Source organism: Pelagerythrobacter marinus (genome assembly GCF_034375205.1).
GTDB lineage: Bacteria > Pseudomonadota > Alphaproteobacteria > Sphingomonadales > Sphingomonadaceae > Pelagerythrobacter > Pelagerythrobacter marinus.
The window spans coordinates 2,868,183-2,892,479 of record NZ_CP139719.1 but is presented as its reverse complement, the minus strand read 5'-3'; the positions used below and the strand labels follow the sequence as shown (position 1 = coordinate 2,892,479).

Annotated in this window: 17 protein-coding genes and 1 pseudogene; 10 read left to right on the top strand and 8 right to left on the bottom strand. The window is 69.4% G+C overall.

The annotated features are described in order from the left end of the window. Positions 1 to 4 precede the first annotated feature (4 nt). The 3 genes from T8T98_RS14045 to T8T98_RS14035 all read right to left on the bottom strand — a co-directional run bounded on the left by T8T98_RS14045 (position 5) and on the right by T8T98_RS14035 (position 2,737). Entirely contained in the window at positions 5 to 403 is a 399-nt protein-coding gene (locus T8T98_RS14045; RefSeq protein ID WP_251104712.1) for a cupin domain-containing protein, read from the bottom strand. Further along, positions 403 to 795, bottom strand: a complete 393-nt coding sequence (locus T8T98_RS14040; protein WP_251104713.1) for a VOC family protein — start codon at positions 793 to 795, stop codon at positions 403 to 405. The genes T8T98_RS14045 and T8T98_RS14040 overlap by 1 nt, the downstream gene beginning before the upstream one ends. Before the next feature lie 124 nt (positions 796 to 919). Then, on the bottom strand, positions 920 to 2,737 hold the full coding sequence (locus tag T8T98_RS14035) for an aminopeptidase P family protein (protein WP_251104714.1): 1,818 nt from the start codon (positions 2,735 to 2,737) through the stop codon (positions 920 to 922). A 37-nt stretch (positions 2,738 to 2,774) separates the two neighbouring features. Here T8T98_RS14035 and T8T98_RS14030 point away from each other — a divergent pair, with 37 nt between their 5' ends. Both T8T98_RS14030 and T8T98_RS14025 read left to right on the top strand, forming a co-directional pair. After that, positions 2,775 to 4,883 carry a S9 family peptidase gene (locus T8T98_RS14030; protein ID WP_251104715.1) on the top strand — a complete coding sequence of 703 codons (2,109 nt, stop codon included), beginning with the start codon at positions 2,775 to 2,777 and terminating at the stop codon, positions 4,881 to 4,883. A 2-nt stretch (positions 4,884 to 4,885) separates the two neighbouring features. Further along, complete coding sequence (locus T8T98_RS14025) at positions 4,886 to 5,284, top strand: acyl-CoA thioesterase (protein ID WP_251104716.1); 399 nt, start codon at positions 4,886 to 4,888, stop codon at positions 5,282 to 5,284. 21 nt (positions 5,285 to 5,305) lie between these two features. On the opposite strand, the gene T8T98_RS14020 is transcribed toward T8T98_RS14025, so the two are convergent. Both T8T98_RS14020 and ald read right to left on the bottom strand, forming a co-directional pair. Continuing rightward, positions 5,306 to 7,006, bottom strand: coding sequence for a GGDEF domain-containing protein (locus tag T8T98_RS14020; RefSeq protein ID WP_251104717.1), 1,701 nt, complete (start codon positions 7,004 to 7,006; stop codon positions 5,306 to 5,308). A gap of 81 nt (positions 7,007 to 7,087) precedes the next feature. Continuing rightward, on the bottom strand, positions 7,088 to 8,203 hold the full coding sequence (ald, locus tag T8T98_RS14015) for an alanine dehydrogenase (protein ID WP_160734547.1): 1,116 nt from the start codon (positions 8,201 to 8,203) through the stop codon (positions 7,088 to 7,090). Positions 8,204 to 8,476: 273 nt separating this feature from the next. Between ald and T8T98_RS14010 the strand changes: the two genes are divergently transcribed. The 7 genes from T8T98_RS14010 (at position 8,477) to T8T98_RS13980 (ending at position 16,848) form a co-directional block, all read left to right on the top strand. After that, a complete protein-coding gene (locus T8T98_RS14010; RefSeq protein ID WP_251104718.1) occupies positions 8,477 to 9,913 on the top strand; it encodes an OprO/OprP family phosphate-selective porin in 1,437 nt (478 codons plus the stop codon). A gap of 92 nt (positions 9,914 to 10,005) precedes the next feature. After that, entirely contained in the window at positions 10,006 to 11,052 is a 1,047-nt protein-coding gene (locus T8T98_RS14005; RefSeq protein WP_251104719.1) for a substrate-binding domain-containing protein, read from the top strand. Between the two features lie 179 nt (positions 11,053 to 11,231). Beyond that, on the top strand, positions 11,232 to 12,110 hold the full coding sequence (ku, locus tag T8T98_RS14000) for a non-homologous end joining protein Ku (protein WP_251104720.1): 879 nt from the start codon (positions 11,232 to 11,234) through the stop codon (positions 12,108 to 12,110). Further along, positions 12,110 to 12,580: an MgtC/SapB family protein gene (locus tag T8T98_RS13995; protein ID WP_160734551.1), complete on the top strand. Its 471-nt coding sequence runs from the start codon at positions 12,110 to 12,112 to the stop codon at positions 12,578 to 12,580. The genes ku and T8T98_RS13995 overlap by 1 nt, the downstream gene beginning before the upstream one ends. Further along, positions 12,577 to 15,126 carry a DNA ligase D gene (gene ligD, locus T8T98_RS13990; RefSeq protein WP_251104721.1) on the top strand — a complete coding sequence of 850 codons (2,550 nt, stop codon included), beginning with the start codon at positions 12,577 to 12,579 and terminating at the stop codon, positions 15,124 to 15,126. The genes T8T98_RS13995 and ligD overlap by 4 nt, the downstream gene beginning before the upstream one ends. A gap of 58 nt (positions 15,127 to 15,184) precedes the next feature. Next, positions 15,185 to 16,342, top strand: coding sequence for a DUF2157 domain-containing protein (locus T8T98_RS13985; protein ID WP_251104722.1), 1,158 nt, complete (start codon positions 15,185 to 15,187; stop codon positions 16,340 to 16,342). Further along, positions 16,339 to 16,848 carry a GDYXXLXY domain-containing protein gene (locus T8T98_RS13980; RefSeq protein ID WP_251104723.1) on the top strand — a complete coding sequence of 170 codons (510 nt, stop codon included), beginning with the start codon at positions 16,339 to 16,341 and terminating at the stop codon, positions 16,846 to 16,848. The genes T8T98_RS13985 and T8T98_RS13980 overlap by 4 nt, the downstream gene beginning before the upstream one ends. Before the next feature lie 918 nt (positions 16,849 to 17,766). Here T8T98_RS13980 and T8T98_RS13975 read toward each other — a convergent pair. Continuing rightward, complete coding sequence (locus tag T8T98_RS13975) at positions 17,767 to 20,124, bottom strand: FtsK/SpoIIIE family DNA translocase (RefSeq protein WP_160734204.1); 2,358 nt, start codon at positions 20,122 to 20,124, stop codon at positions 17,767 to 17,769. 106 nt (positions 20,125 to 20,230) lie between these two features. Then, the gene (locus T8T98_RS13970; protein WP_251104724.1) at positions 20,231 to 20,803 is read right to left on the bottom strand and encodes a thiamine phosphate synthase; all 573 of its coding nucleotides are present in this window, start codon (positions 20,801 to 20,803) and stop codon (positions 20,231 to 20,233) included. Between T8T98_RS13970 and T8T98_RS13965 the strand changes: the two genes are divergently transcribed. Beyond that, the gene (locus tag T8T98_RS13965) at positions 20,787 to 21,452 is read left to right on the top strand and encodes a YggS family pyridoxal phosphate-dependent enzyme (RefSeq protein WP_251104725.1); all 666 of its coding nucleotides are present in this window, start codon (positions 20,787 to 20,789) and stop codon (positions 21,450 to 21,452) included. The two genes, T8T98_RS13970 and T8T98_RS13965, sit on opposite strands and share 17 nt — an antisense overlap. A gap of 86 nt (positions 21,453 to 21,538) precedes the next feature. On the opposite strand, the pseudogene T8T98_RS13960 reads toward T8T98_RS13965, so the two are convergent. After that, positions 21,539 to 24,274, bottom strand: a pseudogene (locus tag T8T98_RS13960) (TonB-dependent receptor). Positions 24,275 to 24,297 lie beyond the last annotated feature (23 nt).

Genomic DNA, 24,297 nt, shown 5'->3' with positions numbered 1-24,297 from the left:
CCGGTCAGCGCGGGCGGTGTTCGGTCCCCTCGCCGGCGGTGATGAACAGCGCGGTCGCCTCATTCCCGGCAATATCGGCCGTGTGCCAGGTGCCGGGCGGGTTGATCGCATATTCGCCGGGGCGCAGGGTGACCGTGTCGCGCGACCCGTCGGCATGCTCCTGGTGCAGGGTCATTTGCCCGGCGAGACACAGGACGACTTCGTCGCCTGCCGGGTGCATTTCCCACGACTCCCACGGCCCGGTAAAGCGCGACCAGCTGACCAGCCGCCCTTCGGCCCCGTCCCCGGCATGGCGCCGCGCGTAGTCGGCATACCATTCCATCCCGGTGAATTCCGGCTCCGCCACGGCCGTGGCCCCGCGGCCGAGGTGGACCGGGAAACGGGCGATCGGCCGCGCGGGCATCAGCCCTTCACCATGCAGAAGGCGTTGAGCTTGTTGCCGTCGCGATCGCGGAAATAAGCGGCGTAAAAGGTCCGGCCCTCGCCATCGGGTTCGCCACGCGGCCCGGGCGCGCCTTCGTCGGTGCCGCCGTTGGCCAGCGCGATCTCGTGCAGGCGCTTCACCTGGTCCGGGTCCTTCGCCTCGATCGCGACCATCGTGCCGTTGCCCACGCTCGCCGCCTGCCCGTCATAGGGCCGGGTCAGCGCGATGCCCGCGCCGCCGTCCCACTGGCCCCATGCGATGAAGGTGTCGAAGTCCATCATCCGGCCCACGCCCATCTCTTTCGCGATGGCATCGTAGAACCCGGCATTGCCCTGCAGGTCGTTGGTCCCCAGTGTCACGTAACCGATCATCGCCTCTCTCCCTTGCCAGCGACTCGCCAGGTCGGAACATTAGCAGAACATCGGCGCGCGCGAAAGCGCCCCGCGATCGGGCGGGATCGTCGCCGTGCCACGGCGGGCTCGGCCCGGCGCGCGGCTAGAGCGGCCGGCAGGCTTCCTCCAGCCAGGCCAGCACCTCGCCTTCGAGCTGCGGGGCGAGGATCGCGCGGGTTTTCGCGTGGTAATCGTTCCACCAGGCGATCTCGTCCTCGGTCAGGAGTGCGCGATCGACCAGGGTGCGATCGATCGGGACGAACGTCAGCGGCTCGAAACCCAGCCACTCGCCCTCGCCGCCCTCGATCTCGCGCTTCACGGTCAGGACGAGGTTCTCGATCCGGATGCCGTATTCGCCGCCCTTGTAGTAGCCCGGCTCGTTCGACAGGATCATCCCGGCGAACAGCTCCTGCCCGGTGCCGGCCTGGCCGCCGCTGGACTTGGCGATCCGCTGCGGCCCCTCGTGCACGCCGAGGAAGCTGCCCACGCCATGCCCGGTGCCATGACCGTAATCGACCCCCGCCTGCCACAGGAACTGGCGCGCGAAAGCATCGAGCTGGCTGCCGTTGGTCCCCTGGGGGAAGACCGCGCGGTCGATCGCGATATGGCCCTTGAGCACGCGGGTGAAGCGATCCTTCTGCTCGGCCGAGGGGGCGGCCGAACCATCGGGCGTGCCGATCCACACCGTGCGCGTGATGTCGGTCGTGCCGTCGAGGTACTGCCCGCCCGAATCGCACAGGAACACGCTGCCCGGCTCGATCGGCAGGTTCGAATCCTCGTCCACCCGGTAGTGCGGGATCGCCGCGTGCGGGCCGGCGGCCGAAATCGTGTCGAAGCTGTTGTCTTTCAGCAGGCCGGTCGCCTGGCGGAATTCCTGCAGCTTGGCAGCCGCCGAAAGCTCGGTCTCCCCGCCCTGGGGCGCGGCGACCGACAGCCAGTGGAGGAACCGCGCGACCGCCGCGCCGTCGCGTTCCTGCGCCTTGCGGTGCCCTTCCTGCTCGACCGGGTTCTTGATCGCCTTGGGCAGGATCACCGGGTCGCGCTCGGCCACCGGCGTCGCCCCGCCTTCCTCGAGCAGGCGGAAGATCGCCGCGACGCCGAAATCGGGATCGACCGAGACGGTCTTGCCCTTCATCGCCGAAAGCGCCCCGTCGAACTCGCTGCGCGCGCGAATCGTCACCGCGTTGCCGAGGTGCTTTTCCAGCTCGGGCGTGACCTTTTCGGGCGCGATGAACAGCTCGGCCGTGCCGTCGTCGTGCGCGATCAGGTAGGACAGGGCGACCGGGGTCCGCTCGACATCAGTGCCGCGGATATTGAGCAGCCAGGCGATCGAATCGAGCGCCGAGACGACCGCCGCGTCGTAGCCTTCCTGTTTCAGCCAGTCGGCCACTTCGGCGCGCTTTTCCGCGCTCGAGCGGCCGGCGTGCTCGTCCGCGTGGACCAGCGCGGGGGCGGTGGAAGGTTCGGGCTGATCGTCCCACACGGCATCGACCGGGTTGCTTTCGACCGCGACCAGTTCGCTGCCCTTCCTGGCCAGCGCCTTGCCCACCTGGTCGGCCCAGCCCTTGGTATGGAGCCAGGGATCGAAGCCGATCTTCGCGCCGGCAGGGGCGTTGTCGGCGATCCACCTGCCCATCGAGACCTTGGGCACGAGGCAATAGTCGTAGAGGTTGCCGTCCACCTGTTCGCGGACCTGGATCGTGTAGCGGCCATCGACGAACATCGCCGCCTTGTCGGCCAGGACGACGGCGCTGCCGGCCGATCCGCCGAACCCGGTCAGCCAGGCCAGGCGCTGGGCATAGCCGCCGATATATTCGCTCATGTGTTCGTCGGAGATCGGGACGACGAAACCGTCCAGGCCGCGGCGCTTCAGTTCCTCGCGCAGCGCGGCGAGACGGCTTTCGTGGGTTTGCATCAGCATGGTTGCGGTCCTTTCGTGGCCCACATAGAGCCGCGGAATGGATCATGCCACCGAACATTCCCCGTCCGGCCCCCCCGTGGCGGCACGGCGCCCCGTGACGACAACGCATCACGGGGTGGAGATTTCCGACGATTACGCCTGGCTGCGCGATCCCGGCTATCCCGCGGTGACCGACAAGGCGGTGCTCGCCCACCTCGAGGCGGAAAACGCCTGGTTCGAGGCGCGGATGAAGCCGCATCGCCCGCTGGTCGATGCCCTGTTCGGCGAAATGCGCGCGCGGATCAAGGAAGCCGACCGCTCGGTGCCGCAGAAGGACGGCGACTGGCTCTACTGGATCGAGTTCGAGGAAGGGGCCGAGTACAAGAAATGGTGGCGCCGCCCGGTCGGCGCGCCGGACGACGGCAGCGCCGACGAGCTGATTCTCGACGAGCCGGCCCTGGCCGAGGGCAAGCCCTATTTCCGCGTCGGCGCGCTGTCGGTCAGCCAGGATGGCACCAAGCTGGCCTTTTCGATCGACGACAACGGATCGGAACGCTTCACCGTGCGGGTCAAGGACCTGGCGACGGGGGCGATGCTGCCCGACGAGATTCCCGGCACGCTGTCGGCCCTGGTCTGGGTCGCGGGCGACACGGGGCTGATCTATTCGCTCGCCAACGAACAGTGGCGGACCGACAATGCCCGGCTCCACTGGCTGGGCCGCCCGCTGGCCGATGACGTCGAGCTTTATCACGAGGACGACGAGGGCTTTCGCGTCGGCTCGTCGCTCTCGGCAGACGAAAAATGGGTCGTGATCGGCAGCAGCGACCACGAGACGAGCGAGGTCCGCCTGGTTCCGGCCGACGACCCGCTGGCCGGGCCGCTGCTGGTGCGCGAACGCGCGAAAGGCGTCGAATACGATGTCGACGTGCATGGCGAGACGCTGTTCGTCCATGCCAACGACACGCACGAGAACTTCCGCCTCGCCACCGCGCCGCTCGCGCGGCCGGGCGACTGGACCACGCTGATCGCCGGTTCGGACGGCTTCTACCTCACCGGGTTCGAGCTGTTCCGCGATTTCTACGTGGTCGAGGGCCGGCGGGGCGGCCTCGATACGATCGAGGTGCGCTATTACGACGATCCCGCGCGGGTCGAACCGATCGCCTTTCCCGAAGAGAGCTACAGCGCCGCGCTGGGCAACAACCCCGAGTTCGCGACCGGGGTGCTGCGCCTTTCCTACGAAAGCATGGTCAGCCCCTCGACCGTCTACGACTACCACGTGGCCGAACGGCGGCTGGACGTGCGCAAGGTGCAGGAAATCCCCTCCGGCTACGACGCGACGCTCTATCGCACCGAGCGGCTGGAGATCGCCGCGCGCGACGGCACCCCGATCCCGGTCTCGATCGTCTATCGCGCCGATCGGCCGCAAGCCGGGCCGCTCCACCTCTACGGCTACGGCGCCTACGGGATCGCGATCCCGCCCGGCTTCTCCACCAGCCGGCTGAGCCTGGTCGATCGCGGCTTCGCCTATGCCATCGCGCATGTTCGCGGCGGCGACGACCTGGGCCGCGCCTGGTACAAGGCGGGCAAGCTCGAACGGCGGACCAATGCCTTCAACGACTTCGTCGACGTGGCGAAAGGGCTGATCGGTCGCGGCTATACCCGCGCCGGGCAGATCAGCATCTCGGGCGGGTCGGCCGGAGGCGAGCTGATGGGGGCGGTGATCAATTCGGACCCCGCGCTGTGGGGCGCGGTCGTCGCCCACGTGCCTTTCGTCGACGTGCTGAACACGATGCTCGACCCCACGCTGCCGCTGACGCCGGGCGAATGGCCCGAATGGGGCAATCCTATCGAGGACAAGGCGGCCTTCGACCTGATCCGCAGCTACAGCCCCTACGACAACGTGCGCGCGCAGGACTATCCGCCGCTCCTGGTCACCGCGGGGCTCAACGATCCGCGGGTGACCTACTGGGAACCGGCCAAGTGGGTCGCGCGCTTGCGCGCGCTGAAGACCGACGACAACGAGCTGCTGCTGAAGACCAACATGGGCGCCGGGCACGGGGGCAAGTCGGGCCGGTTCGAAAGCCTCGAGGAAGCGGCCGAGGAATTCGCCTTCATCCTGTGGCAGATGGGCATGGCCGGCACCGATGCCGAATCCGGGGCGGCGTAGGCATGAACGGCCCTTTCCGCATGACCTTCACCGCCCTGCCGGGCCACATCGACGTGATGGGCCACGTCAACAACACGGTCTGGGTGCAATGGGTGCAGGATATCGCCACCGCGCACTGGGACGCTGCGGCAAGGCCCGAACACGCCCGCGCCTTCGCCTGGGTCGTGACCCGGCACGAGATCGACTATCGCGGCAATGTCGCGGCGGGGGAGGAGGTCGCCGGCGAGACCTGGATCGAGGGCGATCCGCGCGGCGCGACTTCGCTGCGGCGGGTCGATTTCCGCAACGCGGCGGGCAAGGTCATCGTTTCGGCCGCGACCACCTGGGCCATGCTCGACCGCGCGAGCGGCCGCCTCGTGCGGGTGCGCGCCGATGTCGTCGCGCCGTTCCGCCCCGGCTGATCGCGCCCGCCCGCACCGCGTTCAGGCGGCTGCGCCGGCCGCCGTGCCCCCGGCGGCGAACAGCGTCAGCCGCTCGTGCATCGACCGGTTGCGACCGGCTTCCTTCGCTTCGTAAAGCAGCTTGTCGGCCCGGGCGTAGAGCTCGTCGAAGCCGATCGTGTCGGGCACCCCGTCGGGGATCTCGATCATCCCCATGCTCGCGGTAACGACCCGGTCGATTTGCGTGACCTCGCGCGCGACGCGCAGGCTGATCGTGCGCCGGATCCGCTCGGCCCGCTCGGTCGGGCGTTCGCCGCGCAGGAACAGCAGGAACTCCTCGCCCCCCATGCGCACCGCGACCGAATGGCGCTTGCGCTCGCCGGCGAGGACCGCCGCGACCGTGCGCAGGACCTCGTCGCCGGCCGCGTGGCCGAAGGTGTCGTTGACGTCCTTGAACCGGTCGAGGTCGAGCAGGGCGAAGGTCGAGAATCCCTCGGCCCGAAGCTGCGGGAAGCGCTTGGCCAGGCCGCGCCGGTTCATCAGCCCGGTCAGCGGGTCGCGTTCGACCAGGTCGCCCAGCTCGGCCGCCACCCGGCGGGCGCTGTCGCGCTCGCGCCGCAGGGTCAGGAAGCGGTCGGTCACGCCGAGCGCGGTTACCGTCGCCTCGCACACCAGGCCGAGGTAGAACAGGTCCAGCGTGCGCACCGCGGGCACGCCCGGCATCAGCTCGGTCGAGATCTCGACCAGGAAGACGATCGTCAGCGGGATCCAGCCCACCAGCTGGAACCGCACCGCGCGGCTGCCGCGGGCGAGCGCGCTGCCGACGACGCGGAACCACAGGACCATGACCGGCAGCAGCGCGATCCCGTGCAGGGGCAGGCCCGCCGGGACCATCCATTCGGGCCACAGCGTCTGCAGCGCGGAGACGGCCAGCGCCCAGGCCGCGGCCCATTCCATCGCCCGCGCCTGGCGCGCGCCGAGCTTGTCCGCCTCGATGAAATGGCGGGTGAACAGCAGGCAGGCGGCGATCGCGGCGCCGAACGTCATGATCGTCGCCGCGCGCCAGGCCATCGGATCCAGCGCGAACCATTCGTTCACGATCCCGCTGCGCAGCGCGACCAGCGGGATGAAGCAGGCGGTCATGGCCGCGTGCCAGACGATGAAGCGATCGCGCAACACGCGCCAGAACAGCGCGTCGAAGACGATCGGCATGGCCAGCATCCCGATCAGCACCGCGATCAGCGCCAGCCGCCCGACGTGGCCGGGGCGCCGGTCGGGCCGCTCGCTCGAAAGGTGCAGGCTCTCGAGGCTGGCCTTGTGCGACAGCCCCTCTATCCGCGCCTCGACCCGGGCCGGCGGCGCGCTCGCGCGCGGCAGCGGCAGGGCCAGCGTGGGGCCGGCGCTGGTCGCGATGGCATCGGCCATCGGCACGCTCGACCGGGCGACGGAGCCGTCGCGCCCCTCCACGGTAAAGGCGACCCGGTCGAACCGGCCGAGGTTCATCAGCAGGTAGCGCGGCGGCGGGCCAGCCGGGTCCGGTTCGAACTGCAGCGCCAGCGTTTCGGCCGGGAACCGGGCGGGCGCGGCGGTGCAGGGCAGGACGGCATCGCCGGGCAGGTCGGCCAGGACGCTGACGGTGGAGACGGCAGGCGGGCAGGGATGGGCCGCCGCCGGGGTGGCCAGCGCAGCGATCATCGCCAGGGCCGCCGCGACGGCTGCCCCCAGGATGGAATTCCCGCCCATGCCGTAGCGTTAGGGCGTGCGGGTTATCGCCCCGTTAAGCGGCGCGCAGGCGCTGTTCCGGGGCCGGCCGGCGTGAACGGGTCAGGCCAGGACCTCGGCGACCGGGTGGTAATCGTAGCCCAGTTCCTGCGCGACCGCGGCATAGGTCACCTTGCCGGCATGGACGTTCAGCCCTTCGGCGAGGTGCGGATCGCGGCGCATGGCCTCTTTCCAGCCGAGGTCGGCGATCCGCAGCGCGTGCGGCAGGGTCACGTTGTTGAGCGCGTACGTGCTGGTGCGCGCGACCGCTCCCGGCATGTTGGCGACGCAATAGTGGACCACGTCGTCGACCACGTAGGTCGGGTCCGCGTGGGTGGTCGGGTGGCTGGTTTCGAAACAGCCGCCCTGGTCGATCGCGACGTCGACCAGGACCGCGCCCGGCTGCATGCAGCGCAGCAACTCGCGCGAGACCAGCTTGGGTGCCGCCGCGCCCGGGATCAGGACCGCGCCGATGACGAGATCGGCCTCGCACACCGCGTCTTCGAGGTTGGCCTTGTTGGAAAAGCGGGTCTTGGCCCGGCTTTCGAAGTGGATCCCGACCCGTTCGAGCACCGCCGGGTCGCGATCGAGGATGGTCGTGTCGGCGCCGAGGCCGACCGCCATCTGCGCGGCGTTGAAGCCGACCACGCCGCCGCCGATTACCAGGACCTTGCCCGGCAGAACGCCGGGCACGCCGCCCAGCAGCACGCCGCGCCCGCCCTGGGCCTTCTCCAGCGCGGTGGCGCCGGCCTGGACGCTCATCCGCCCGGCGACCTGGCTCATCGGCTTGAGCAGCGGCAGCGAGCCGTCGGGGCCGGTCACCGTTTCATAGGCGATCGCGGTCACGCCGCTTTTCACCAGGTCGGCGGTCTGCGGCGCGTCGGGCGCGAGGTGAAGATAGGTGTACAGCACCTGGCCTTCGCGCAGGCGGGCGCGTTCCTCGGCCTGGGGTTCCTTGACCTTCACGATCATCTCGCACTCGGCAAAGATCTCCTCCGGCCCGTCCTTGATCGTCGCGCCGGCCTGGCGATACTCGGCATCGTCGGCGCCGATGCCGTTGCCCGCGCCGCTCTGGATCCAGACCTCGTGGCCATGCGTTATCAGCTCGCGCGCGCTCTCGGGCGTCAGGCCGACGCGGTATTCGTGGTTCTTGATTTCGGTGGGGCAGCCAATGCGCATGACTCGGGTCTCCTCGCTGCGGCGCCGTTACAAGTGAAACTAGCGCGCCGCAACCTGCCGCTACGGCGAGGGGCACCGGCGCGCGCGCGGGGGTGGCGCGCGCGCAACAGGCGCGACGGGAAGGGCCCGAAGCGCCCGAGCGCCGCCTGCGATGGGCGCCCCCGATGGTCGCGCGCGGCGATCGCCCGTCTGCAATCTGTCATCGAAGCGTCACAAAACAGGCATACGGGCGCCGCCAACCGGTTAGAAACCGGTCGTAAAAGGGTAACCGAAATGAAAAACATTCTGTTCGCCCCCGGCCTCGTCCTCGCGGCCATGCCGCTCGCCGCGGCCCCGGCCATCGCGCAGGAGACGCCGCCCGCGGCGAGCGAGACTGCCCGCGAGCTGGCCGCGATGCGCGCCGAGATGGCCCGCATGGCCGCGCGGATCGAGACGCTCGAGGCCGAACTGGCCGCCGCGGACGATGCGCCTGCCGCCGTTCCGGCGGACGATGTAACTGCCGCCGTTCCGGCGGACGATGCAACTGCCGCCGCCGATCCGGCGAACGCGCACGCTGAAGGCGCTTCCGGCGGCGCACCCGCCGGCAGGGGCGGGACCACGATCCGCTGGAAAGGCGCGCCGGTGATAGAGGGCGAAGGCGGGTGGAGCTTCAAGCCGCGCGGGCGCCTGCAGATCGATGCCGGCACCATCGCCGCCCCCGCCGCGACCGGGGTGGAGGATGGCTTCGGCAGCGAGATCCGCCGCGCCCGGCTCGGCGTCGAGGGCGATATCCCGGGCGGCTTCGGCTACAAGTTCGAGCTCGATTTCGCCGGCGGCGAGGTCGAGATCGCCGATGCCATCGCGACTTACGGCGACGGCGGGCTGACCGTTTCGGCCGGGCAACACAACACGTTCCAGGGGCTGGAGGAACTGACCAGCAGCCGCTTCATCTCGACGATGGAACGCGCCGCCTTCACCGACGCCTTCGGCTTCGAGCGGCGCGTCGGCCTCTCGGCGCAATACGCGGCCGATGGCTGGCTGGTCCAGGCGGGCGTGTTCGGCGACAATGCCGACGACCTTTCGAACCGCAACTGGAGCGTGGACGGCCGGCTCGTCGCGATGCCCGAACTGGGCGGGGCGCAGCTCCACCTCGGCGGGTCGCTCCACTATGCCGAGTACGAAAGCGGCACCACGCTGCGTTATCGCCAGCGGCCCTTCGTCCATTTCACCGATACGCGCTTCATCGACACCGGCCGGTTCGCGGCGGACAGCGAGCTGGGCATGGGGCTGGAAGCGGCCGCGATCGCCGGGCCGTTCCACGCCGCGGCCGAAGGGTTCTGGCAGAAAGTCGATCGCCCCGGGGCCCTGGCCGACCCGACGTTCTTCGGCGGCTATGCCGAAGTCGGCCTGTTCCTGACCCGCGGCGACACGCGCGGGTACAAGCGCGGGGTGTTCGACCGGGTGAAGCCGGCCAGCCCGGTGGGCGAAGGCGGCTTCGGCGCGATCCAGGTCAACTTGCGTTACGACCGGCTCGACCTTTCCGAGGCCGCGATCGTTGGCGGCACGCAGGATGGCTATGCCCTCTCGCTCGTCTGGACGCCGACCGACCATACCCGGCTGATGGCCAACTATGGCCGGATGGAGTATCGCGGCGCGGCCATTCCCGCCGCCGGGGGCGAGCGGTCCTACGGCGTCGATGCCTTCGGCGTCCGCGCGCAGATCGATTTCTGATCGGGGGCGGAAACCGCGCCCGCACATGTCATGTAGTTGTCATGGATCGCTCATACCCGAGAGCCGATCCCAACCTTGCAAGGGGTAAGAAAATGCAGTTCACCAAGTCCATCTGTCTCGCCGCCGTCGCGGCGCTTTCGCTCTCGGCCTGCGGCGATGCCCCGGGCACCGGCGGCACGCGCGATTCGATCCGCGCGGTCGGTTCGTCCACCGTCTATCCCTTCGCCAAGGTCGTGGCCGAGAACTTCGCCCGCGCGCATCCCGACTTCCGCTCGCCGCTGATCGAATCGACCGGCACCGGCGGCGGCATCGCGCTGTTCTGCGAAGGGGTGGGGCCGAACACGCCCGACATGGTCAATGCCTCGCGCCGGATGAAGCAGAGCGAGTTCGAAACCTGCCAGGCCAACGGCGTGGAGGAGATCATCGAGCTGCAGGTCGGCCTCGACGGGATCGCCTTTGCCTCGGCCCAGGGCGGGATCATGATGAACCTGACCCCGGAAATCGTCTACAAGGCGATTGCCGCGCGCCCTTACGGCGAAGAGCAGACGGCCAAGACCTGGGCCGATGTCGATCCCTCGCTGCCGGACGAGCCGATCCTCGTCTACGGCCCGCCCTCGACCTCGGGCACGCGCGATGCGCTGAAGGAACTCGTGCTCGAAGTCGGCTGCGATGCCGACCCGGCGATGGAAGCGCTGAAGGAAAGCGACGAGGATCGCCACGCGCAGATCTGCACCGAAGTGCGTTCGGACGGCGCCTATGTCGACCAGGGCGAACAGGACAACCTGATCGTGCAGAAGATCGGCAACAACCCGAAGGCCGTGGGCGTCTTCGGCTATTCCTACCTCGAGGAGAACGCCGGCAAGGTCCAGGGCCTGCCGATGAACGGGGTCGAGCCGACCTACGAGAATATCTCCAGCTTCCAGTACCCGGGCGCGCGCCCGCTCTACGTCTACGTCAAGAAGGCGCACCTCGACGCGATCCCCGGCCTCAAGGAATTCCTGGCCGAGTGGGCGGAAAGCTGGGGCCAGGACGGTCCGCTGGCCTCGATCGGCCTCGTCCCCTCGCCGGACGAGACGATGGCGGCCAACACCGCGTCCGCGACCGGCGAATACACGACGATCACGGGCGAGGAGCTCTGATCGCGCGCGCGGCATAGCGCCCGCGCCCGGCGCGAAAGGGGGCGCCGTCTCGGCAGCGAGGCGGCGCCCCTTTGTCATGCCCGCTCCCGATGCAGGTGCGCGCCGTCCCGCGTGAAATCGCGCCGCCGGAAACGATTTGCCGTCCCAAGCGCTGAATCGCGCGAAAGGGGACAGGAACGATGGCGGCACGCGCCTATTGGCAGGGACAGATCAGGCTGGCGCTGGTTTCGATACCGGTCGAAGTCTATGCCGCGACGAAGAGCGGCGCCTCGATATCCTTCCGCCAGATCCACGAGCCGAGCGGCAAGCCGATCAACTACGAGAAAGTCGTCCAGGGCATCGGCCCGATCGACCGCGACGACATCGTCAAGGGCTACGAGATTTCCAAGGGCAACTACGTCCTGCTGGAGGACGAGGAGATCGAGGCGGTCAAGATCGAGAGCCGCAAGACGCTGGAACTGGTCCAGTTCGTCGACGCGCACGAGATCGACGTGTTCTATTTCGAGAAGCCCTATTACGTCGTGCCGCAGGACGAGCTGGCGCACGAGGCCTTCATCGTGCTGCGCGAGGCGCTGCGGCAGAAGAAGAAGGTGGCGCTGGGCCAGCTTTCGGTGCGCGGGCGCGAAACGCTCGTCAGCCTCAAGCCCTGCGGCAAGGGGCTGGTGCTCGAAACGCTGCGCTACGAGGACGAGGTCCGCAAGGCGCAGACCTATTTCAAGGACATTCCCGACGACAAGCCGGACAAGGAAATGCTGGAACTGGCCGGGACGCTGATCGACAAGAAGAGCGCGCCCTTCGACGCCGGCGAGTTCGAGGACCGCTACGTCGATGCGATCCGCAAGCTGATCGACAAGAAGGCCAAGGCGAAGGGCAAGACGATCCTCGAGGACGTGGAAGAGCCCGCGCCCTCGGGCGGGTCGAACGTGATCGACCTGATGTCCGCGCTCAAGAAATCGGTGAAGGAGGAAAAGCCGGCGAAGAAGCGCTCGTCGAAGAAATCCTCGTCCAGCGGCAAGTCGGGCGGCAAGTCGGGCGGGAAGACGCGGAAGAGCGCGTGATGGAACTGAACCCACCCGTTCTCGTCCACTGGATGGACTGGGACCTGCTGGTGCGCCTGGGCGCGGCGGCGATCCTCGGCCTCGCGCTCGGCCTCGACCGCGAAGTGCGCGGGCACGCCGCCGGGATGCGGACCCACGGGCTGATCTGCTTCGCCGCGGCGGCGATGACGGTCTCGGTCATCTCGCTGTTCGGCCAGCTCGACGGCGAGCGGATGGACCCGCTGCGCGTCTACGAGGCGACGGGCGCCTTCATCGGCATCATCGGCGCCGGGCTGATCGTGTTCAGCAAGGGCGAGGTGAAGAACCTGACCACGGCCGCGCACTTGTGGCTGGCGGCGGTGGTCGGGATCGCCTGCGGCGCGGCGCAATGGCCGCTGGTGGCGATCGCGGCGGTGATCTCGGTCGTCATGCTGACGCTGTTGGGTTTCGTCGAACGGCGCTGGTTCCCCGACGAGGACGGAACGCCGTGAGCAAGCGCGATCCCCTGGCTGAATACAACCGCAAGCGCGATTTCGCGAAGACCGCCGAACCGGCGGGCAAGCGCGCGAGCGGCGAAGGCGGCAACCGCTTCATCGTCCAGAAACATGCCGCCACCCGGCTCCACTGGGATTTCCGGCTCGAAGCCGACGGCGTGCTCAAGTCGTGGGCCGTGACCAAGGGCCCGTGCCCCGATCCCGACGTCAAGCGCCTCGCCGTGCGGACCGAGGACCACCCGATGTCCTACGCCGATTTCGAAGGCACAATCCCCAAGGGCGAATACGGCGGCGGCACGGTCATGCTGTGGGATCGCGGCACCTGGGCGCCGGTCGAGGGCAAGAGCTGGAAGGATATCGAGAAGGGCCACCTGCACTTCACGCTCGACGGAGAGCGGATGAAGGGCGAATGGCTGCTCGTCCGGATGAAGAAGAAGCCGGGCGAAAAGCGCGAGAACTGGCTCCTGCGCAAGATCGACGACGAACATGCCGAACCCGGCGACATGCTGGTGGAGCGCGAGCTGACGAGCGTGCTGACCGGCCGCGCGATGGCGCAAATCGCCGCCGACAAGCAGGGCGAGCACTCGCTCGAAGGCAAGTCGGGCGCGGCTTTCGCGAAGGAGATGGCGAAGGCGGGCGAACACAACGCGAAGAAGGCGCCGAAAACGAGGAAGAAGCCGGCGCGCAAGGGCGGCGCGGGCAAGCCGCCCCCCTTCCGCAAGCTGCAGCTGGCAACGCTGGTCGATGCCGTGCCCGCGGGCAATGGCTGGATGCACGAGATCAAGTTCGACGGCTATCGCGCGCTGGTCGCCGCGGCCGGCGGGACGGTGCGCGTCCATACCCGCAGCGGCAAGGACTGGAGCGAGAAGTTCGCCCCGCTCGCGCGCGCTTTCGCCGCGCTCGACCTGCCGCCCTGCCTGATCGACGGCGAAATCGTCGCCTACGATACCGCGGGCAATCCCGATTTCTCCTCGCTCCAGCGCGTGCTCAAGCGCGGGCACGGCGCGCAGGGGGAAGGCGACAGGCTCGCCTTCCATGCCTTCGACCTGCTCGAAGCCGATGGCGAGGACCTGGCCGGCCTGCCCAACGTCGAGCGCAAGGAACGGCTGGAGGCGCTGCTCGACGGGGTCGAGGCGCCGATCCACGTCGCCGACCACGTGATCGGCGCGGGGGAGAAGCTCTACCGCGCGATGTGCGAGGCCGCGCAGGAAGGGATCATCTCGAAGGCGATCGACGCCCCCTATCGCGGCAGCCGCACGCGCAACTGGGTCAAGGTCAAGTGCACGCTGCGCCAGGAATTCGTGATCGTCGGGTGGAAGGCGTCGAGCGCGAAAGGCCGCCCGTTCGCCTCGCTCCTCCTCGCCCAGCACGAGGGGGCGGGCGAGGATGCGCGGCTGGTCTACAAGGGCAATGTCGGCACCGGTTTCTCGCACGAGACGCTGGAAGACCTGGCGGCGAAGATGAAGCGGCTGGAGCGCAAGACGCCCCCGGTCGAGGTCGATCGCGCCTCCGCCCGCCAGGTTACCTGGGTGACGCCGAAGCTGGTCGCGGAAATCGCCTTCAGCGAGTTCACCGCCGACGGCAACGTGCGCCACGGCAGCTTCCTCGGCCTTCGCAGCGACAAGGACGCGGACGAGGTCCGGCCGGAGAAGGCCGACCCGGCCCCCGCGGGCGAGGCCGCGCAGGACGTCGAGATCTCGAGCCGCGAGCGGGTGATCTTCCCCGATGCGAAATGCACGAAGGGCGATCTCGCCGATTACTACGCCGATGTCGCGCCGCTGATGCTGCCCTTTGCGGGCCAGCGCCCGGTCAGCCTCGTCCGTTGCCCCCAGGGGCGGGCGAAGAAGTGCTTCTTCCAGAAACACGACAGCGGATCGTTCGGCCCCCACGTCAGGCACGTGCCGATCGCGGAGAAGAAAGGCGGGACCGAGGACTATCTCTATCTCGAGGATGCCGCGGGCCTGCTCGCCTGCGTGCAGATGGGCACGATCGAGTTCCACGGCTGGGGCGCGCGCAGCGGCGATGTCGAGCGGCCCGACCGGATGATCTTCGATCTCGACCCGGACGAGGGGCTCGATTTCGCCGACGTGAAACAGGCCGCGCAGGACCTGCGCCGCAAGCTCGCCGATATCGGCCTGACCAGCCACGCGATGCTGACCGGGGGCAAGGGCGTGCACGTCGTCGTGCCGCTGACCCCGGGCCATTCGTGGGACGCGCACAAGGACTTCGCCCGCCGCTTCGCCGAGGCGCTGAGCATGGCCGAGCCCGACCGCTTCACCGCGACGATGAGCAAGGCGAAGCGCAAGGGGAAGATCTTCATCGACTGGCTGCGCAACCAGCGCGGCAGCACCGCGGTCGTCCCCTATTCGGCGCGCGCGCGCGAAGGGGCGCCGGTGGCCGCGCCGATCGCCTGGGGCGAGTTGAAATCGTTCGACGATGCCAAGCCGTTCACGATCGCCGACGCGGCGAAGCTGCACGCGCGCGCGAAGTCGAAATCGCTCGCCGGGTGGGGCTTTGCCGAACAGCGCCTGCCCGACATCTGACCGCGCCCGGCGCGCCGCGCTTGCTGTCGCCTGCGCGCGGGGATAGCCTGCGGCGCAGATGATCGACGGCAAACTTTCCGCCTGGCAGCGCGCCGGGCTGCTCGACGCGCAGACGGTGGCGGCGATCCGCGCCTACGAGGCGGAGAATGCGCGGCCGCTGGTCCTGTGGGCCGCGATCGGCCTCGGCGCGCTCGCGGTCGGCCTCGGCCTCGTCTCGGTCGTCGCCGCCAACTGGGAGGATATCCCCGGCCGCCTGCGGCTCGCGGTCCATTTCCTCGCGCTCGCCGGGCTCGCCGCGCTGCTCTGGCGGCTGGGCCGCGACCTAGCGGTGGAGGCCTCGTGGGCGGGGGAGGCGTCGTGGGCGGAGGAAGCGGCGCTGTTCGTCTTCGGCGTGCTCGGCCTCACTTTCTTCGGCCATGTCGGGCAGGTCTACCAGACCAGCGCCCCGCTGTGGCAGCCGCTGGCGGCGTGGCTGGTGCTGTTCGCGCCGGCGATCGCGCTGCGCGGATCGGGCTGGCTGACCGCGGGCCTCGTCGCGCTGGTCGTGACCTGGGCGAGCTGGGGCTTTGCCGACCCCGCCCGCCCGCTGTTCGGCGCAGAGGCCCGCTCCGACGCGGTGATCGGCCTCGCCACGGCGCTGCCCGTCCTGCTCGCACCGCTGGGCGCGTGGATGGACCGGCTGGGCGCGCGCGAAGGGTTCTGGTGGCGCCTCGAACAGCTCGGCTTCGCCTATGCGATCGCCTGTGCCTCGCTGGTGATCGTGGCCAGCGCCTTCGGCGAGCTCGACGGGGACGGGCTGCTCACTTTCACCGCGCAGGGGGTGCAGGCGCTCGTCGGGCTGGTCGCCGCGGCACCGGTCGCGCTGGCCCGCCGCGATCCGCCGGGGGCGTCGAGCGCGACGGTCCTCGCGGGATCGGCCCTTGCGATCCTCGCCGCCCACGCGGTCGAGGGCAGCCAGCTCGGCGCCGCGCTGCTGTTCATGGCGCTGTGGGTCGGGATCGCGCTGGCCGCGCTCCAGGGCGGTTCGCGCGGGGTGTTCCAGCTGGCGGTGGCGACGGTCGCCGCGCGGCTGGTGATCCTCAGTTTCGAACTCGCGAGCGACCTGCTCACCAGCGGCTTCGGCCTGATCCTCGCCGGTGTGCTGATCCTCGCCATCGCCTGGGGCGCGGTACGCCTCTCGCGCCGCCTCGCGCCGGCGCGCCGGGGGGCGGCATGACCGCCCGCATGACCGCCCGGCGCGCGCTGGCCGCGGCGCTTGTCCTGCCGCTCGCCGGGCTGGGCGCGAGCTGGGGCTGGGCCGACCGGGCGGCGCAGCAGGGCACGGTGTGGCACGTGCCGATCGCCGGGCACGACCCGCGCGACGTCCTGCGTGGGCACTACGTCGTGTTCACTTATCGCTGGCCCGGCCTCGAAGGCGGCGGGCCGGTGCCCGAGACGCTGTGCCTGGAAGGGAATGCGCCGGACCTCGCGCGCGTCTTCGCCCCGCGGGGGCAGGCCTGCGATGCCTTCGTCCATGCCCCGCGGGGCTGGAACGGGTCGCGCGGCGGGCTGGAAAGCGGGCGGCTCTACCTCCCGCGCGAACGCGCCCGCGCGCTGGAGCGGCAGCTGGCCGACCCGCGCCAGCAGGGCATCGTCCACATCCGCGTGCGCGAAGACGGCCACCCGACCCCGCTCGACATCACCTTTCACCCGCGTAGCGAGGCGGCGGCGCCCGCGCGGTAATCCGCCTGGGCGTGGGATGTGGCACATTCCCCTTGACATTTATAACCATTTTGGTTATGTGGTGAGGGCCAGTCCAGGCTGGCTCAAGCGACGGGGGCAAAGCGTGTACGCGTCACGTCTGGCCGCTTCGTCCATACGGCCGGTGCCTCGGGGGGGCTAGTGACCGCTCGATAAAGCACCCCTGTGCCGGAATGCGAGGACATGGGAACCCGGGTTCGCTCTTCGCGGTGGCCCTCAACGCCGCGAACGACACGAACCCTGGTTCCAACGGACGGGGCAAGCGCGAGCCCTGGCCCTGTCCGCGCCTCGCATTCCTCGAAGGGCCGAGCGGGAGGTTGAAGGCAACCCCTCCCGCCACTCGCAAGGATGTTGCCAAGGCAACCCTGTGACGCCCAGGTGGCAATCCTGTGATGCCCAGGCGGCACCGGCCGGTTCCGTCCGCTTGCCTTTCCTCCCGGCGTAACCGTCCGCACTCGCCAGCGGATGACCGGGCGTGGGCCGGTGCCGTGCCCCGCCATGCAACCCCCGCGAGTTCCTGCGAAAGCAGGAACCCAGACACAGCCACAATGCCCGCCATCCTGGGCTCCTGCTTTCGCAGGAGCTCACGTTGCGGGGAGAGAGGAACGGGGTGCCGCTCCCTGCCTGATGGGAGGATGTCTCAACCCTCCCGAGTTCCTGCGAAAGCAGGAACCCAGAGGCAGCCCCAACGCCCGCCGTCCTGGGCTCCTGCTTTCGCAGGAGCTCACGTTGCGAAGGGCGTGCCTTCCCGCCCCCCCGTCATGCTGAACGGGTTTCAGCATCCATCGTGCCACCCGGCACCTACAATGCGGGAAGGGGAAATGGACTCCGAACCACGTTCAGGGTGACGGCGTTTCGGGCGTTCGGACCTGCCCCGCCCACGCGCGCTGACGGTGCGGGCTAGATCGGGTTGCCGTCCTGGTCGCGGAAGATCTCGCGGCGGCCGACGTGGTTGGCGGGGCCGACCAGCCCTTCTTCCTCCATCCGTTCGATCCACTTGGCCGCGGTGTTGTAGCCCACGCCCATCTGGCGCTGGAGCCACGATCCGCTGGCCTTCTGGTTCTCGAACACGATCTGGCAGGCCTGGCGATACTTGCGCTCTTCGGGATTGTCGCTCGCGGTCAGTTCGTCGTCGAAGCTGAAGCCGCCGTCCTCCGGCTCCTCGGTCACGGCATCGACGTATTCGGGCTTGCCCTGCCCCCGCCAGTGTTCGGCCACCGCCTCGACTTCCTCGTCCGAGACGAAGGGGCCGTGGACGCGGACCATCGCGCCCGAGCTGGGCTTGTAGAGCATGTCGCCCTTGCCCAGCAGCTGCTCGGCCCCCTGTTCGCCCAGGATCGTGCGGCTGTCGATCCGGCTGGTGACGTTGAAGCTGATCCGCGTCGGCAGGTTGGCCTTGATCACGCCGGTGATGACATCGACCGAGGGGCGCTGCGTCGCCATGATCAGGTGGATGCCCGCCGCGCGCGATTTCTGGCTCAGCCGCTGGATCAGGACCTCGATCTCCTTGCCCACGGTGACCATCAGGTCGGCCAGCTCGTCCACGATCAGCACGATCTGCGGCAGCGGCTCGTAATCGAGCTGCTCCTCCTCGAACAGCTCCTCCCCCGTTTCGGGATCGAACCCGGTCTGCACCCGGCGGCCGAGCGGCTTGCCCTTGGCGATCGCGGCCTTCACCCGCTCGTTGAACGAATGGATGTTGCGCGAATTGATCGAGCTCATCATCCGGTAGCGCCGTTCCATCTCCTCGACCGCCCACTTGAGCGCGCGGACCGACTTGTGCGGCTCGGTCACCACTTGCGACAGCAGGTGCGGGATGTCGTCGTAGCTTTTCAGCTCCAGCACCTTGGGATCGATCAGGATCAGGCGGCACTCGTCGGGCGTGAAGCGGTAGAGCAGGCTGAGCAGGATGCAGTTCAGCCCGACCGACTTGCCCGACCCGGTCGTGCCCGCCACCAGCAGGTGGGGCATGGCGGCAAGGTCGGCGATGATCGGCTCGCCGGCGATGTCCTTGCCCAGGATGATCGGCAGGCTGCCCTTGGCATTGGCGAAAGCCTCGCACGCGACGAGTTCCTTGAACGCGACCATCTGGCGGTGGGCATTGGGCAGCTCGATCCCCATCACCGTCTTGCCCGGGATCGGGGACACGCGCGCGCTGATCGCGCTCATGTTGCGGGCGATGTCCTCGGCCAGGCCGACCACGCGGCTGGCCTTGATCCCCGGGGCCGGCTCCAGCTCGTACATCGTCACCACCGGGCCCGTGCGAACGGCGGTGATCTCGCCCTTGACGTTGAAATCGTCGAGCACGGTCTCGAGCAGGCGCGCGTTGCGCTCCAGCGCCAGGCGGTCGAGCTTGGGCCCGGTGTCGGCCGGCGGTTCTGCCAGAATGTCGAGGCTGGGCAGCTCGAAGGCGGCGAACATGTCGCGCTGCTTTGCCTTGTCGAGCCGGGCCGGGCGCGGCGGGGCGCTGCGTTCGGCGATCTCGGGCGCGCGCCGGCGCGGGGCCGGCTCGCCGGGGGTATCGGCCGCCGGCTCGTCCACCGCGATCGCGGGGGCGGGCCTTGTCGCCGCGCGCCGCTGCCGCGGCAGGAATGGCACCTCGCGCCCGGCCAGCGCCGGGGCCCGGCGCAGGAAGGCGGGCAGGGTCAGCAGCGCGCGCCAGTCGATCGCGAAGACGCGGGTGACCAGCGCCACCCCGCCGGCCAGCGCGGCCAGCGCCATTGCCAGGATCGCCCAGCCGCGCCCCCCTTCGGGCAGGCGGCCGGCCAGCGCCTCGATCGCGCCGGCGCCGAGCAGCCCCGCGATCCCGCCGGAGGAAGCGGGCAGGGCCCCGCCCGGCCCGTCGAAGGCGAGCGAGAGCACGCTGGAGAGCAGGACCATCGCGAGCAGGAGCAGGATCACCGGGCGCAGCCAGTGGGTGTCGGTATCGCGGTCTTCCTCTTCCACATCGCGCCAGAGCTTGCGCGCGCAGACGTAGAGCAGCGGGAGGAGGAGGATGCCCGAAAGGCCGAAGAAGAACAGCACCCGCTCCGCCGCCCAGGCCCCGCCGGTGCCCATCCAGTTGCCGATGTCGGTCCCCGCCGCCGCGGTCGAGGGGCTGGGATCGGTCTGGGTATAGCTGACCAGCGCGAGGGTGAGGAACACCGCGGCGCTGAAGAGCACGGCGGCCCCCGCCATCTGCGCGGCGCGGCGCAGGCTGCGCCGGAAAGTGGCGCGCCAGTCTGTCTTCGGCGATTTGGCGGCCGCGCGGGTGGCCATGGCTATTCCCCTGCTGTGGCGGTCACTATGAATCCTCGGCGAGTCCGGCGTCAAGCGACCTTCGACGGCCGGCCGCCCCCGTTTCTGCCGGGCGGGCGCGCCGGCGCTATACCAGCCCGTCGATCGCGGCCCAGCGCGGCCAGTCGAGCTCGCGGGCCCGCTGCGCCGTCATCCCGCCGAGCGCGATGACCGGCATCTGCGCCCGCGCGGCGAGCGCGCGGAAGCGGATCGGCCCCAGCGTCGGCGCGTCGGGGTGCGACCGGGTGGGGAAGACGGGCGAGAGGGTGACCGCGTCGGCCCCGATCGCGTTGGCCGCCTCGATCCCGCGCGCGTCGTGCGCGGTCGCGATCCGCAGGCGGCCGTTGCCCGGCCCGATCCGGCGCGCGGGGCCGTAGAGCCCGTGCGCGCCCCATTCGCGCGCCTCGCCCGCGCTGCCCGACAGGACCACGCGGTGCCCCTGTTCGCGCGCGATCCCCGCCAGCACGGCGAAGCGCGCGCGGCGCGGTTCGGGCGCGAGGTGGTAATGCCGATAGACGAAGCCCGACCCTTCGGGCAGCGAACGCAGCGCCTGTTCCAGCAGGGCGTCGTTGCGCGCATCGGACAGCAGCCAGAGTTGGGGCAGGGTATGGTTTCGCAGCACGGTGCCGCTATAGCGCGTCGCGATGGAAAACCCAGACACTCCGCTCCAAGCGGTCCACGATCGCATTGCCCGGGCCTGCAAGGCCGCCCGCCGCGACCCGGCAGAGATCACCCTCGTCGCCGTCAGCAAGACCCATCCCGCCGGCGCGATCGCGCCGCTCCTGCACCAGGGGCAGCGCGTCTTCGGCGAAAACCGGGTGCAGGAAGCCCAGGCCAAGTGGCCCGCGCTGCGCGAAAGCCATCCCGACGTGCAGCTGCACCTCGTCGGCCAGCTCCAGTCGAACAAGGCGGACGAGGCGGTCGCCCTGTTCGACTGCATCCATTCGCTCGACCGGCCCAGCCTGCTCAAGGCCCTGGCCCGGGCGATGGACAAGGCCGGCCGGCGCGTGCCCTGCTTCGTCCAGGTGAACGTGGGGGAAGAGGAGCAGAAGGGCGGATGCGCGGTGCCCGACCTGCCCGGGCTGATCGCGCAGGCGCGCGGGGCGGATATCCCGCTCGCCGGCCTGATGTGCATCCCCCCGATGGGGATCGAGCCGGCGCCGTTCTTCGCCCTGCTCGACAAGCTCGCCCGCGACAACGGCCTGGCCGGGCGCAGCATGGGGATGAGCGGCGATTACGAGACGGCCGTGATGACGGGCGCGACCCACGTGCGGGTCGGCACCGCGCTGTTCGGCCAGCGGGCGCGCTAGGCGGGCAAGCCCCCGCGCCGGGCGGGCAAAGAAAAAGGGGCGCCGCGCGGCGCCCCTTTCCCTTCGATCGGATCGATCGTGCGCGGTCAGAACTCGCCGCGCACGGTGATCCCGTAAGTGCGCGGTTCGGCGAGGAAGGCCGAATAGGTCTGCTGCGGCGCGATGAACGGCGTGTTGAACGCGACCTGGGTGTAGTTCGTGTCGAACAGGTTCTGCACCCACCCCTCGATCGAGAAGCGATCGGCGATGTTGGTCAGGCCGATGCGGCCGTTCACGATCACGTAGCCATCCTGCTCCTTGCCGTAGAGCAAGTCGGAGCCGGTGTTGTAATCGCCGGTCATGCGGGCGTTGAAGAACACCAGCCCGCGCATCCCGCTGGCGCCGATTTCGGGCGTCCACGAGACCGACGAGGTGGCGACCCATTCGGGCGCGTTCGACATGTTGTCGCCCGGCAGCAGGCGCAGCGCGGGATCGAGCGGAACGCCGGTGTCGGTGCCGATCAGGTCGTCCTCGTAGCTGGTGTCCGAATAGGTCAGGCCCAGCGTGATGCCGAGATCGCGGGTCGGGTTGAGCGTGGTTTCGAATTCCACGCCCTGCGCGACCACGCCCGGCTGCACGTTCTCTGGATCGCACGCCCCGGTCGTGGCGTCCCCGTCCTGGTCCGCGCCGCCGAGGTCGGTCGAGCACGAATTGATGTTCTGGACGAGGTAGAACGAGCCGTTGAACGTGTTGAGCTGGAAGTTCGAGAACTCCTGCCGGAAAGCGGCGATGCTGAAGCCGAAATCGCGGGTCGAGTACTTGGCCCCGATCTCGTAGGCGTTCACCGTTTCCTCGTCGAACTGCAGCGCGCCCACGTCGATGTTGTTCGGATCGAGCAACAGCGGGTTGGACAGCGCGGAGCGGTCGAGGTTGAAGCCGCCCGCCTTGTAGCCGCGCGAGTAGGAACCGTAGAGCAGCAGGTCGGGCGTCGCCTTCCAGCTGAGCACGGCCGTCCCGGTGAACTCGTCCTCGTCACGCGAATCGGACAGCGAAACGCCGTCGAGCTCGGCGGTCGAGTTGCCCTGGCACGACAGCGAGAGGATGCCGCCGGCGAAGGCCGCCAGCGACGGCACGCCCAGCAGCGGGGACAGCATCGCGCGGTTGGTCGGGCAGACGGTGTTGTCGTTGCCGAACAGCGCGTCGAAGTCCTTCGTCTAGTTGGTGTAACGAAGGCCCAGGGTCAGGTCGACGGTGTCGGTGATGTGGAAGATGTTGTGGGTGAAGAGCGCGAAGTTCTCGCTCTTCTGGTTGTAGACATCGCCCGTGCCGCCGGCATCGCTGATGGTCGAGAGGTTGTTGATCCCGGCCACGATCGCCGGCGTCGCCGCCCCGAACACCGCGCCGCTCTGGATCACGCCGAAGGCCGCCGGGCTGAAGCAGTTCTGCTGCGTCGGATCGGGCACGGTCCCCACGATCCCGCCGAGCGAGGGCTGGAGCGCGATCGCCAGGCGGCAGGAAACGAACGTGCCGTAATCCTCGCCGAAGCGCAGGTTGTCGGTCACCCGCAGCTTCTCGTTGGCGTAATAGCCGCCGACCAGCCAGTCGAGCCGGTCGTCGAAGGCCGAACCCTGCAGGCGCAGTTCCTGGGTGAAGGTCTTGAACCGGCGCGAACCGGCGTCTTCGCCCGGGGCGCGATAGAGGATGTCGAGCTGGGTATAGTCGGTGTCCGACGCCTGCCAGTTCGAATATTCGCGATAGCCGGTGATCGAGGTCAGCTCGACCGCGCCCAGCTGCCAGTTGAGCTCGCCCGAGATGCCGTAATCCTCGGTCTCGCCGGCGTAAGTGCGGCCGGGGGTGACGTAGATGTCGCGGTCGAACGTGCTCTGGGTGAAGGCGCGCGGGTCCTGCCCCAGGCCGAGCATGACCGGGACGATCGGGTTGTCGGTGCTGGTCAGCGCCGGTCCGCCCTCGGGGCGGGTGAAGGGATCGAGCCCCGGGCTGACCCGCGCGAGCGGGGCGAACTCGGGCTGCACGAAAGTGGCGGCGCAGCAGGCCTCGTCCTTCTTCGAATAGTCGGCGACGAGGCGGAAGTTCAGCGTGTCGCTCGGCTCGAACAGCAGCTGCCCGCGCACCAGGTAACGGTCGCGGTTGTTGACCGTCGTGTCGTTGTTGACGTCATTGTAGAAACCGTCACGCTCGAAATAGACGCCGTCCACGCGCGCCGCGACGGTCGAGCCGATCGGCGCGTTGACCCCGGCCTCGACGCGGATCGCGTCGTAATTGCCGTAGGTGAAGGCGCCGTAGCCCGAAACCTCGAACTCGGGCGGCGCGGTATAGATGCTGATCAGGCCGGCCGAGGCATTGCGCCCGCCCAGCGTGCCCTGGGGGCCGCGCAGGATCTCGATCCGGTCGATCGGGCCCAGCTCGCTGAGCGCATTGCCCGAGCGCGAGCGATAGACGCCGTCGACGAAGACCGCGACCGAGCTTTCGAGGCCGGGGTTGTCGCCAACCGTGCCGATCCCGCGGATACGGGCCGAGCCGTTGGCCTCGTTGCCGGTCGAGGAAACGAGCAGCGAGGGGGCGACCTGGTTCAGTTCGCGGATGTCGCTGGTACCCGATTTCTCCAGCAGTTCGCCGGAAACGGCCGAGACCGCGACGGGAACGTCGGCCAGCGACTGCTCGCGGCCCTGGGCGGTCACGACGATGACCGGGCCCGTCTGTTCCGGCGGCGCCTCGACCGCGGGCTCCGCCCCGCCTTCGTCCTGCGCGAACGCCGCCTGCGGGACGAGCGCGACGCTGGCGCCGGCAAGCGCAAGAGCCCTGATAGATACCAATTGCTTCATTGTTTTCTCCTCCACCAAAACTT